This is a genomic window from Trinickia sp. HAY1-2D (genome assembly GCF_056754935.1).
In genome coordinates, this window is the sequence record NZ_JBPGWX010000001.1 from 352956 (window position 1) to 365755 (window position 12800).

8 protein-coding genes are annotated in these 12800 nt (G+C 64.0%); 6 read left to right on the plus strand and 2 right to left on the minus strand.

Annotated elements, in window-relative coordinates; genetic code table 11:
* The first annotated feature begins 162 nt into the window (after positions 1–162).
* On the plus strand, positions 163–2790 hold the full coding sequence (locus ACR9ZC_RS01540) for a mechanosensitive ion channel domain-containing protein (RefSeq protein WP_481578835.1): 2628 nt from the start codon (positions 163–165) through the stop codon (positions 2788–2790).
* Between the two features lie 179 nt (positions 2791–2969).
* The gene (locus tag ACR9ZC_RS01545) at positions 2970–4031 is read left to right on the plus strand and encodes a purine-nucleoside phosphorylase (protein ID WP_481578836.1); all 1062 of its coding nucleotides are present in this window, start codon (positions 2970–2972) and stop codon (positions 4029–4031) included.
* A 117-nt stretch (positions 4032–4148) separates the two neighbouring features.
* Here the strand turns inward: ACR9ZC_RS01545 and ACR9ZC_RS01550 are convergent, their stop codons facing one another.
* Positions 4149–4442: a DUF4148 domain-containing protein gene (locus tag ACR9ZC_RS01550; RefSeq protein WP_481578837.1), complete on the minus strand. Its 294-nt coding sequence runs from the start codon at positions 4440–4442 to the stop codon at positions 4149–4151.
* A 185-nt stretch (positions 4443–4627) separates the two neighbouring features.
* Positions 4628–5632: a LysR family transcriptional regulator gene (locus ACR9ZC_RS01555; protein ID WP_481578838.1), complete on the minus strand. Its 1005-nt coding sequence runs from the start codon at positions 5630–5632 to the stop codon at positions 4628–4630.
* A gap of 179 nt (positions 5633–5811) precedes the next feature.
* Between ACR9ZC_RS01555 and ACR9ZC_RS01560 the strand changes: the two genes are divergently transcribed.
* From ACR9ZC_RS01560 to ACR9ZC_RS01575, 4 genes are read left to right on the plus strand one after another with little or no spacing between them, the layout of a single operon-like run.
* Positions 5812–6657 (plus strand): alpha/beta hydrolase, encoded by an 846-nt coding sequence (locus tag ACR9ZC_RS01560; RefSeq protein WP_481578839.1) that lies wholly within the window; start codon positions 5812–5814, stop codon positions 6655–6657.
* A 45-nt stretch (positions 6658–6702) separates the two neighbouring features.
* A complete protein-coding gene (locus tag ACR9ZC_RS01565; protein ID WP_481578840.1) occupies positions 6703–7926 on the plus strand; it encodes an efflux RND transporter periplasmic adaptor subunit in 1224 nt (407 codons plus the stop codon).
* 49 nt (positions 7927–7975) lie between these two features.
* Positions 7976–11179, plus strand: coding sequence for an efflux RND transporter permease subunit (locus tag ACR9ZC_RS01570; protein ID WP_481578841.1), 3204 nt, complete (start codon positions 7976–7978; stop codon positions 11177–11179).
* A gap of 15 nt (positions 11180–11194) precedes the next feature.
* Positions 11195–12745: an efflux transporter outer membrane subunit gene (locus ACR9ZC_RS01575; protein WP_481578842.1), complete on the plus strand. Its 1551-nt coding sequence runs from the start codon at positions 11195–11197 to the stop codon at positions 12743–12745.
* Positions 12746–12800 lie beyond the last annotated feature (55 nt).

Below are 12800 nucleotides of genomic sequence, written 5' to 3' on the forward strand. Positions count from 1 at the left end.
ATTTCAGGGCAAAGCGGCAGGGCTTGTCAGATGAATGGTACAAATGTTGCTGCATTGCAGCTTTTCTGAACCGTTCGCGCACTCGTGAAGTCGTATCGTGACCGGACAGGGTCGCATCGTTGCGGCCCTGTCACGCCTTTGGTATGGCCTTCCCCCTTTGTTATGCGCAAATACATCGTCCTCGCGTTGTTTCTATCGTTTTTGTCTTTTTCGGTGTGCGCCGAGCCCGCCGCGAGCCCATCGGCATCTGCGTCCGCCTCCGCATCCGCATCCGCATCCGCTGCCGCGGGCGCCTCGAATCCCTCGCCTGTCACGCTGACGCCCGATCAGGCCAAGCGCGCACTCGACGCACTGAACGACCCCAAAACGCGCACGAAAATTACCGATACGCTTCGCGCCATCGCCGCGGCCGGCGCATTGAGCGCGCCGCCGGCCAGCGCCGCGTCGGCCGCGAGCGCGGCGCCGGCACCGGCTAGTGGCGCGTCGGCCGTCCTGGCCGCGATCGCCCAGAACGGACTGGTCTCGCAGCTCTCCCGGCAGACCGCCGCCACGATCCGTCATGCGGCGTCGTCGGTGAAGGCATCGACAGCGGCGTTGCTCGACGTCCATTCCGTACGTGCCTGGTGGGGATATGAAATCGAAAGTATTCCCGGCCGCGCGCAATTGCGCGAGTTGGCGGGTACGCTCTCGGCCTCGCTGTTGCCGGCGTTGCTGGTCGGCGTGCTGTTGGCCCGGCTGCTCAAGAAGCACATCGAAGCGCTCGGCAACCGTGGTGTCGCGCGTGAGGTGCCGGCCGTGGCGCCTGAGGCGATGCCCGTGCCTGGGGCCGGCACGGCGGCCGACGGCGGGATGACCGCCGGCGGAGCGCAGGCCGACGCCGCTTCGGCGGATGCCATACCGTTGCAGGCCGCGGGCATCGATGCGCGGTCGATCGAATCCGATGCCGAGCGCGCCGCGCGCAGCCAGCGCAATGCCGCGCGCGCGGTGCAGCACTGGTCGCTCTTGCAGCGGCTGCCGTTCGCACTGCTGCACACGCTGTTGAAGGCGGTGCCGCTTGCGGTAGCCGTCGTCATCGCGGTCGTTATGATGTCGCTGCTGACCGATGACGGGACGCCCGAAGAGGCGGTGCTCGACACGCTGATCCAGGTCTATGCGATTGCGCGCGTCGTGGCGCTCGCCTGCGGACTCCTGCTGGCAAGCGATGCGCCGAAGCTGCGCCTGTTGCCGATCAACGACGAATCGGCCGTGTTCGTCGAGCGATGGCTCATGTGGCTCGTGGCCGTGGTCGCCGTCGGCATTGCGTTGGCGGAGGCTCCGGTGCCGTTGGGCCTGTCGCCTGAAGCACATCTCGGGATCGTCAAGACGGTGACGCTCGTCGGTCACATCATGGTGGCCGTTCTGATCCTGCAGATTCGCCGGCCCGTGCGGCAATGGATTCGCGACGCCACGGGGCGCACGCGCGGATTCAAGCTCGTGGGCCAGTGGCTCGCGGGTGCCTGGGCCTACATCGCGGTATTCGTCGTGATCGCGCTGTGGTTCATCTGGGCGCTCGATGTGCGCGATGGTTATCGCATCGTGCTGGGGCGCGGCGGGATATCGCTCGGGATCCTGATCGGCGCGCGCCTTGCGGCGATCGTGGCGTCCGGCGTACTGGGCCGCATGTTCCGTTCGACGAACGGCGAGAAGGGTTCGATCGCGCTCGCGCGGGCGCATCGTTACTATCCGATGCTGCGCGGGATCATCACGGTTGCGATCGTCCTGGCCGCCGCAAATTTCGTCCTGTCGATTTGGGACCTTCATCCTTGGCAGGCATTCGTCCAGAAAGACCTCGGGCGGCGGCTCGTATCGGCGATCGTGACAGTGGCGATCGCCGCCTTCGCGGCCATTGCCGTATGGGAGGCGATCAATGTTTCGATCGAGCGGCGCCTGCTGAAATGGACCACCGCCGGCGATCTCATGCGGGCGGCGCGCTTGCGCACGCTGTTGCCGATGCTGCGCACGACGCTGTTCATCGGTATCGCGCTGGTGGTCGGTCTCACGGGATTGAGCGAAATCGGCGTGAACATCGGGCCGCTGCTGGCGGGCGCCAGTATCTTCGGCGTCGCGCTCGGCTTCGGTTCGCAAAAGCTCGTGCAGGATTTCATCACCGGCATGTTCCTGCTGATGGAAAACGCGATGCAGGTGGGCGACTGGGTGACGGTGGCGGGCGTCTCGGGTACGGTCGAATATCTGTCGATTCGCACGGTGCGCCTGCGCGGCGGCGACGGGTCGCTCCATACCATTCCGTTCAGCTCCGTGACGACGGTAAACAATTCGAATCGCGGACTCGGCAATGCGTCTGTGAGAATCAACATCGCTTATGGACAGGACGTCGATCTCGCCGTACAGACCTTGAGCGATATCGGCGCTTCGTTACGCGAAGACCCGAAGTTCAAGGATGGCATCGTGTCGGACTTCAGTTTCTGGGGCGTCGATCAAGTCGATGGCGCGATGGTGACGCTGCTCGGTCAGATCCAGTGTCGCGATACGTCACGCTGGCCCGTGCAGCGCGAATTCAACCGGCGCATTCTCGAGATGTTCCGGGCGCGGGGTATCGAAATCGCGAATCCGCTGCGAAGCACGATGGTCGTTCCCGCCCGAGGCGCCAATGGCGCAGCTGAGGAAAACTCGGTGGATGATCCCGCAGGAAGCGCCGACGAGCAGCCGGGGCCGCCCGCACCGAAGTCGGACGGCAGCCAGCATGCGCAGGCCGCACCGGATGCGTCCCGGCGGACCGGACCGAAGCACTAAAAATCAAGTCGTCGAGTATTGGCGTAATCCGCTCGTTATACTGAGCCCGCTGCCGAAACCAGTCCGCACCGACACAAAGCGCGCAAGCGCAAAACGGGCGGTAGACGCAGCAGTACAAGCACAGGCAATAGCGAGCGGTTTTCTTCTTTCCACTCTCAGGAATTCAACAAGGAACGCCCATGCTCACTCGCTCTATCTTGTCGGCCGCCGCGTTGACGCTCGCCGCATGCGCGGCGACGGCCTCGAATGCGCAGGACAACGCCGACAGTTTCACGGAAACCGCCTCGGCCGGCCATCCGGTCAAGGTCATGATCATTTCGATGTTCGGTCCCGAGGGCCAGGTATGGCTCGACCACCTCGGGCCGTGGAAGCCGATTCCCGTGGCCGGCTTGTCGCCCGACTATCCGGAGGTCAAGTGCAACCGGCAGAATGTCTGTGTCGTCACGACCGGAATGGGCCACGCGAATGCGGCGGCCTCGATCATGGCGCTGACGTTCTCGCACCGCTTCGATTTGCGCCATACCTATTTCCTGATCGCCGGAATCGCGGGCATCGACCCCGCGCAAGGCACGCTCGGTTCGGCAGCATGGGCAAAGTATCTCGTCGACTTCGGCATTCAGTGGGAGCTCGATGGGCGTGAGATTCCGCCGGGTTGGAATACCGGCTATCTCGGCATCAATACGAAAAGCCCTACCGAGAAGCCGCCGCTCGATTACCGCACCGAAGTCTTCCAGTTGAATACGCGCCTTGCCGATGCAGCGTTCGCGCTCTCGCGGAACGTGACACTGTCGGATAGCCAACAAGCGCAGGCTGCGCGCGCCAAATACAGTTATGCGCCGGCCAACCAGCCGCCTAAGGTCGTTCAGTGCGATACGCTAGCCGGCGATACCTGGTGGTCCGGGACGCTGCTTGGCGAGCGGGCGCGCGAATGGACGAAGATCATGACCGACGGCAAGGGTGTCTATTGCACGACCCAGCAGGAGGACAATGCGACCTACGAAGCCTTGAAACGTGCGGCCAGCGTGCACCGCGTAGATCTGAACCGCGTAGCCGTGCTGCGTTCTGGCTCGGACTTCGACCGGCCCTACGCGGGTCAGACGAGTGCCGACAACCTGCTCAACTACGCGGATCAGGGCGGCTTCGGTCCGGCCGTTGCCAATTTGTTTCTGGCCGGCAATCCGCTCGTTCAAGAGATCGTGACGCACTGGGACGATTGGCGTAACGGCGTGCCGCAGCACTGAGGGGCGCACCCGTCGCGGCGGCATCGCGCCGCCGCGGCGAGAACGGCACCCAACTCGGCGTGTCGACATCCCAGTGATCGAGCAGCGACAAGTCCGTATCGAACATGATCTGGCTCGTCATTGGCGGGCAAGCGAAACACCCGTGCTGCCTTCGCGATCCGCGATACGTGTCGCTTGCGTTTGACCTTCGAGCCCGATGTTCGGATAGCTTTGCTTGTTCATCGAAGGCAGCGTGCCATCGCGTTGAGCGGCGGCCACTTCGGCTCGCACTTCGGCACGCGTTTTCGTGCTCGTGCCGATCCACGATTGATCGTTGTAGGTGCCGTTGTGTCCGATGCCGCCATCGGCGAATGCAGCGGTGCTCGCGACGAGCGAAGTCAAAAGGGCGGCGATGAGGGAAGTGCGCTTCATGATGGATGCTCCTGTCTGTTCGATGCGGCGCTGACGATCAGTGCCGCGACAGTTGCAAATGTAGTGTTCGAAGCGCGCTCGATAAATCTACGAATCGTGAATTGATTTGTCGCGCGGACAAAACAATGAAGCGAAGTCAAACGTATCCAGGGCGCCCGGAAAAGCGGCGCCCGCGATCTCGCCCCTTATGCGACCCACTCCGACAGCACGGGCGTATCGAGCGGCTGGGCCGATTCCAAGTCTTCGAGCGTGCGCTTGCTGCAGGCCTTGTCGAGACTTTGACGGCCGCTGAGCAGCGGGCAGCGATCGAACACCTCGGCCACCCAATCGACGAAGACGCGCACTTTCGGCGACAAATGACGGCTGTGCGGATAAACGGCGGAAATCGGCATCGGCAGCGGCTTCCATTCGGGCAGCACTTCCTTGAGCGCGCCCGAGCGCAGATGCGGCAGCACCATGAAAAGCGCCATCTGAATCACGCCGAACCCTTCGACCGCGCACGCCACATAAGCGTCCGCGTCGTTGACGGAGATCGAGCCCTCCATCTTGACTTCGACTTCCTTGCCGTCGACGAGAAACGACCAGTTCATGATGCGGCCCGTGCGGCTCGAGAAGTAATTGATCGCGCGGTGCTGGCTCAATTCCTCGAGCGTGCGCGGCACGCCTGCCTGCGCCAGGTAATCGGGCGACGCGCAGGTCACGCCCTCGAACAGGCCGATGCGGCGGGCCACCAGCGACGAATCCTGCAGGGCGCCGACCCGCACGACGCAATCGACGCCTTCTTGCAGCAAGTCGACGGGCCGGTCCGACAAGCCGAGTTGCACATCAATGTCCGGATAGCGCTCGCGGAATTCGCGAAGCGCTGGAATGACGATCGTTCGCCCGATCGAGCCCGGCATGTCGACGCGCAGCTTGCCGTGTGGCTTCTTGTTGCCGTTTTGCAGGCTGCTCTCGGTTTCCTCGACATCGGCGAGAATGCGCACACAGCGTTCGTAGTACGCTGCGCCATCGGGCGTGAGACTGAGACGGCGCGTCGTCCTGTGCATGAGGCGCACGCCGAGATGGGCCTCCAAGTTCTGAATGATCGTGGTGACCGATGCCCGTGGCAAATCGAGCGTTTCCGCTGCCTTGGTGAAGCTGTTCGTGTCGACCACGCGAGTGAACACCTGCATGGCTTGTAGGCGATCCATCGTTGCTCTCCGGAGGAAATGACCCACCGCCGCGCTCGCGCCGGACGCCGGCAGCGACATGCAGACAATTGTTCGGAAGCGGTGAATTGTGTTGCCGGATTATAGGCATTTATCGGAATTCCTGCCGAACCCACAATTCGGATCATCGTGAAACTGCCGCGCCTTTGTGCGCTCGACCCATGCGTACTACGCACTCTCGTAGCATTTCGGAAGGCGGCTCGTCCGCCGCGCCTTCGCTCGAGATCAACGAAATTCAGATTGCCGGATATCAGCGCAATATCGCATTGCGGATTTATCGCCGTGACGGCTTGCGTTCAATGCCGGTCTTGCTTTATTTTCATGGCGGCGCGTTCGTACGCGGTTCGCTTGACGATGGCGATGCGGCCGCGCGTCATTTTGCCGAGCATCTTTCGGCATTGGTCATATCCGTAGATTATTCGCTGGCGCCGAAACATCCGTTTCCAGCCGCGCTCGAGGATGCCTATCGCGCCGCGCGATGGGTCGAAGCCGTCGGGCGCACGTACGGTGCCGGCGGAAAAGTACTGTTCGTGGCAGGGCATTGCGCGGGCGGACACATCGCCAATGGGCTCGCGTTCGTCGCGCGCGATCGCGGCGAAGTCCGCATCGACGCACAGGCGTTGTTCAGCCCGATGCTCGATCCGAGCATGACTTGCCTTGCCGACGAGCGGCGCGTTGCCTCCGACATCTCGGCGCGCGAATGCGCGGCGAGCTATCGTGCCTATCTGCCGCAAGCCGCGCAACGGCTGCATCCCTACGCGGCACCGCTCGAATCGGCCCGGCTTGCCGGGCTGCCGCCGACGTTCGTCGCGACCGCGCAAAACGACGTGCTGCATGTCGAAGCGGAACGGTACGCCGCGCGCCTCATCAGCGCGGGCGTGCCGACGCAGGTCGTCCGTTATCCGAGCGCATCCCATGAGCAGGTGGGAAGCGATGCTCAGGCACTGCAGGATGCAGTGCGGTTTTTTCAAAGCCGTCTTGCACCGCCCGCAGTCACGATTCGCTGATCGGAAACGTCATACAACAATCAATCAACACACCGGAGCTTCCTTATGTCCAAGCAGCGTTTTTCCCGTACACGTATCGCCGGCGCGGTGGTCGCCGTCGCCGTGCTGGCCGGCGTCGGCACTCTGACGGCCGTGCGCGTGAACGCCAATGCGCCGGCACAGGCGGCCCCGATGGCACCCGAAGTCGACGTGGCAGCCGTTCTCGACAAGACCGTGACCGACTGGCAGGAGTACTCGGGCCGGCTCGAGGCCGTGGACAAGGTCGAGGTGCGCCCGCTCGTCTCGGGCACGATCGTCTCGGTCAACTTCAAGGACGGCTCCCTCGTGAAAAAGGGCGACGTGCTGTTCGTCATCGATCCGCGTCCCTATGCGGCCGAAGTCGATCGCGCCCAGGCGCAGCTTGCAGCCGCGAAGGCGCGCAACGGCTACGCGCAAAGCGATTGGCAGCGCGCGCAGCGTTTGATCGAGGACAACGCGATCGCGAAGCGCGACTTCGACGAGAAGAAGAATGCCGCGGTCGAGGCCGCGGCGAACGTGCAGGCCGCCGAAGCCACGCTGGAGACGGCGCGCATCAATCTCGGCTATACGAAGATCGTCGCACCCGTGTCCGGCCGTGTTTCGCGCGCCGAAGTCACGCTCGGCAACGTGGTCTCCGTGGGCTCCGGCACGCCGGCGCTCACGACGCTCGTTTCGGTGTCGCCCATCTACGCCTCGTTCGATGTCGACGAACAGACCTACCTCAAGTACATCGGCCGCGCGCGCACGGGTACGTCCGTGCCGGTCGAGCTGGGGCTGGCCGACGAGACGGGTTACTCGCGCAAAGGCGTCGTGGCGTCGGTCGACAACCGGCTCGACACCGCATCGAGCACCATTCGTGTGCGCGCGCGTTTCGACAATCCGGACGGCACGCTCGTGCCGGGTCTGTACGCGCGCATCAAGGTGGGCGGCGGTGCGCCGCACCGCGCGCTGCTCGTCGAGGAAGCCGCCATCGGTACCGATCAGGACAAGAAGTTCGTGCTCGTCGTCGATGCCAAGGGCCAGGTCTCGTATCGGCCGGTCTCGCTCGGCGCCTTGCACGGCAATCTGCGCGTGATCACGGCCGGTCTTGCCAGCGGCGATCGTATCGTCGTCCACGGCATTCAGCGTGTACGCCCCGGCGCAACGGTGCGGCCGCACGTGGTGGCGATGGATGACGGCAGCGATAGCCAGCCGGGCGCCAATCAGACGGATGCCAATGCCTCGAATGCCGGCGACTCGTCGAATTCGTGAGTGGTCCGTTGCGCTCGAACTCGATGCGCTCAATTGAACAGAACGCGATATGAACATTTCAAAATTCTTTATCGATCGGCCGATCTTTGCAGGGGTGCTATCGGTTCTGATCCTGCTGGCGGGCGTGATCGCGCTTTTCCAGTTGCCGATTTCCGAGTATCCGGAAGTCGTGCCGCCTTCGGTCGTGGTCCACGCGCAGTATCCGGGCGCGAATCCGAAGGTGATCGCCGAAACGGTGGCTTCACCGCTCGAGGAACAGATCAACGGCGTCGAGAACATGCTCTACATGCAGTCGCAGGCCAACAGCGACGGCAACATGACGCTCACGATCACGTTCCGCCTCGGCACCGATCCGGACAAGGCGCAGCAGCTCGTGCAAAACCGCGTCTCGCAAGCGCTGCCGCGCTTGCCCGACGACGTGCAGCGTCTGGGCGTGACGACGATCAAGAGCTCGCCGACGCTGACGATGGTCGTGCACCTGATCTCGCCCGATAATCGATACGACATGACGTACCTGCGCAACTATGCGCTGCTCAACGTCAAAGACCGGCTCGAGCGCATCGCGGGCGTGGGCCAGGTGCAACTGTGGGGTGCGGGCGACTACGCCATGCGCGTATGGCTCGATCCGCAGAAGGTGGCCGAGCACGGATTGACGGCGAACGATGTCGTTGCCGCGATTCGCGAGCAGAACGTGCAGGTCGCCGCGGGTGTGATCGGCGCCTCGCCGACGGGCCCGGGCGTGCCGCTGCAGTTGTCGGTCAACGCGCGCGGCCGGTTGCAAACGGAAGAGCAGTTCGGCGCCATCGTCGTCAAGACGTCGCCGACGGGCGGTGTGACGTACCTGCGCGACGTGGCGCGCGTGCAACTCGCTGCGTCCGAGTATGCCTTACGTTCGCTGCTCGACAACAAGCCGGCCGTTGCGCTCGCAATCAACCAGCAGCCGGGTGCCAACTCGCTCGCGATCTCCGATCAGGTCCGTAAGGATATGGCCGACCTGAAGAAGGACTTCCCGGCCGGTATCGACTACAGCATCGTCTATGACCCGACGCAGTTCGTGCGCTCGAGTATCGAGGCCGTGATACATACGTTGCTGGAGGCGATCGCGCTCGTCGTCATCGTCGTGATCGTGTTTCTGCAGACGTGGCGCGCGTCGATCATTCCGCTCGTCGCGGTACCGGTTTCTATCGTCGGTACGTTCTCGCTGCTGCTTGCATTCGGGTTCTCGATCAACGCGCTATCGCTGTTCGGTATGGTGCTCGCGATCGGTATCGTCGTCGACGATGCGATCGTGGTCGTCGAAAACGTCGAGCGCAACATTGCCGAGGGGCACAGTGCGCATGCGGCGACCGTGCGCGCGATGCGAGAGGTGAGCGGGCCGATCATCGCCATTGCGCTGACGCTCGTTGCCGTGTTCGTGCCGCTCGCGTTCATGAGCGGCTTGACGGGGCAGTTCTACAAGCAGTTCGCAATGACGATCGCGATCTCGACGGTGATTTCCGCGTTCAATTCGCTGACGCTTTCGCCGGCGCTTTGCGCGATCCTGTTGCGCAGCCACGATGCGCCCGAGGATTGGCTCACGCGCGTCATGAACCGTCTTTTCGGCGGGTTCTTCCGCGGCTTCAACAAGGTCTTCAAGCGCGGTTCCACGGCGTATGGACGCGGTGTGCGGGGCGTGCTCGGCCACCGGACGATGATGCTCGGCGTCTATGCGGTGCTCGTCGGTGCGACGGTCCTCGTCACGCAGATCGTGCCGGGCGGCTTCGTGCCCGCGCAGGACAAGGAGTACCTGATCGCCTTCGCCCAACTGCCGACCGGCGCCACACTCGATCGCACCGAGCGCGTTATTCGCGAGATGGGCGATATCGTCGCGCAGCAGCCGGGCGTCGAACACGCCGTCGCATTCCCGGGGCTGTCGGTGAACGGCTTCACGAACAGCTCGAGCGCCGGCATCGTGTTCGTTTCGCTCAAGCCGTTCAAGGATCGCGGTTCGCGCGCGCTGTCGGCCGGTGCGATCGCGGGCGCGTTGAACCAGAAGTTCGGCGGCATCAAGGACGCCTTCGTTGCGGTGTTCCCGCCGCCGCCCGTGTTGGGTCTCGGCACGCTCGGCGGCTTCAAGCTGCAGCTCGAGGATCGCGGCGCACTCGGCTATACGCAACTCGAGAAGGCGACGGAGGCGTTCATCAAGCGCGCGCAAACCGCGCCCGAACTCGGTCCGCTCTTCACGAGCTACCAGATCAACGTGCCGCAGCTGAACGTCGATCTGGACCGTGTGAAGGCCAAGCAGCTCGGCATTCCCGTCACCGATGTGTTCCAGACGATGCAGGTCTATCTGGGCTCGCTCTACGTGAACGACTTCAATCGCTTCGGACGCGTCTATCAGGTTCGCGTGCAGGCCGATGCGCCGTTTCGTTCGCGGCCCGATGACATCGGGCAACTGAAGACGCGCTCGGCGTCGGGCGAAATGGTGCCGCTGTCCTCGCTGGTCACGGTGACGCCCACGTATGGCCCCGAGATGGTGGTGCGCTACAACGGCTACACGGCCGCCGACATCAATGGCGGGCCCGCGCCCGGTTATTCGTCGGGGCAGGCGCAGGCCGTCATCGAGAAGATCGCGAAGGAGACGCTGCCGCGCGGCGTGAAGTTCGAGTGGACCGACCTCACGTATCAGCAGGTCCTGGCCGGCAACTCCGCCATCTGGGTGTTCCCGATCAGCGTGCTGCTCGTGTTCCTCGTGCTCGCGGCGCTCTATGAAAGCCTGACGCTGCCTCTCGCGGTGATCCTGATCGTGCCGATGAGTGTGCTCTCCGCCCTGGCCGGTGTCTGGCTGCTGCGCGGCGACGACAACATCTTCACGCAGATTGGATTGATGGTGCTCGTGGGCCTCGCTTCGAAGAACGCGATCCTGATCGTGGAGTTCGCGCGCGAGCTGGAGCACGACGGTCGCACGCCGATGGCCGCGGCCATCGAGGCGAGCCGGCTGCGGCTGCGGCCGATTCTGATGACGTCGATCGCGTTCATCATGGGTGTCGTACCGCTCGTGCTGTCGACGGGGGCGGGCTCCGAGATGCGGCATGCGATGGGCATTGCGGTGTTCTTCGGCATGCTGGGGGTGACGCTGTTCGGGCTCATGCTGACGCCGGTCTTTTATGTCGTGCTGCGTACGCTGGTGGGCGGCAAGATCCATGTCGCTGGCAAGGACTCGAAGGACGAGACCGATTCGAAAGTGCGCGAACTGGACGTCACCGACGCATAAGGCTTGGGAGAAAAAATGAAACGATTGGAAAAAACGGCCGGCGCACGGGGCACGCGGGCCACGCGAGGCGGTGCCATGCGGATGCTGGCGAGCGGCCTGTTGATTGCGCTGCTGGCCGCATGCTCGCTCGATCCGGCCTACAAGCGGCCGGACATGAACATCCCGAGTGCGTACAAGGAAGCGCCGCATACCGATGCAACGGACGCATCGGCGGCATCGGCGGGGCAATGGAAGCCTGCGCAACCGTCCGACGCACTTTCGCGCGGCGAATGGTGGACGGTGTTCGGTGACGACACGCTCAACAAGCTCGAAGGGGAAGCGCTCGAGGCGAATCAGGATTTGAAGGCGGCCGCGGCGCGCGTGCGGCAATCGCGGGCAGCGCTCAATTCGGCTCGCTCGGCCTGGTTCCCCGAAATCGACGCGGGCTTCGGACCGACGCGCGAGAAGTTGTCGCCGGCCTCGCAGGGCCTGCCGCAAAATGCGAACGTGCCGCCGCTGACACTGTGGCGTGCGCAGTCGACGGTGTCGTACGAAGCGGACCTGTTCGGACGGGTCAGTTCGAATGTCAGGGCTGCGCGTGCCGATTCGCAGCAAAGCGAAGCGCTGTTCCGTTCGGTCCAGCTCGCGTTGCAGGCCGATGTGGCGGCGGCTTATTTCTCGCTGCGCGAGCTCGATGCCGAGCGTGATTTATACAACCGTACGATCGCGCTTCGTGAAGAGGGCGTGAAGCTCGTCAAGCGCCGCTTCGACGAAGGCGAGGTGAGCGAGCTCGACTTGTCGCAGGCGAACAACTCGCTGGCGACGGCGCGGGCCGAAGCGGTGGGCGTGGAGCGGCAACGCGCGGCGGCCGAGCACAGTCTTGCGATTTTGCTCGGCAAGACCCCGGCGGAGTTCACGTTCCCGCAGCAACCGCTCGTGCCGGTGACGGCGCGCGTGCCGGCGGGTCTGCCCTCGGCGTTGCTCGAACGGCGCCCCGATATTGCGGCGGCCGAGCGCGCGATGGCCGCGGCCAATGCGCGCGTGGGGCTGGCGAAATCGGCATTCTTTCCGAAGCTCGATATCACCGGGTCCTTCGGCTATGAATCGGCGGGACTGGGCGAGCTCTTCATGTGGTCGAGCCGGACTTTCCTGCTCGGGCCGTTCGCAGGCACGGCACTCACGCTGCCGATTTTCGACGGTGGCCGGCGCAAGGCTCAGCTCGCGCAGGCGCGCGCGCAGTTCGACGAAGACGTCGCGCTGTATCGCTCGCAGGTGCTGACCGCGTTCAGGGAAGTCGAGGACAACCTTGCCGATTTGCGGCTGCTCGACGATCAGATTCGCGCGCAAGGCGATGCGGTCAGTTCGGCGCAGCGTGCGGCGCACCTGTCGCAGACGCAGTATCGGGAAGGGCAGGTCAGCTATCTAGACGTGCTCGACAGCGAACGATCGGTGCTCGTTGCACAGCGGCAGGCGAGCCAGCTTGCGGGTTCGCAGGCGGTGGCGACGGTCAACCTGATTCGCGCGTTGGGTGGCGGATGGGGTGACGTGAAGGCGAGTGACTCGACCGACCAGGTCGCCAAGCGGTAGAGCAGATCGCCAAGCGATCAGGCATGGACGCCGCCCTAGCTGTTGTTCGCTGGGC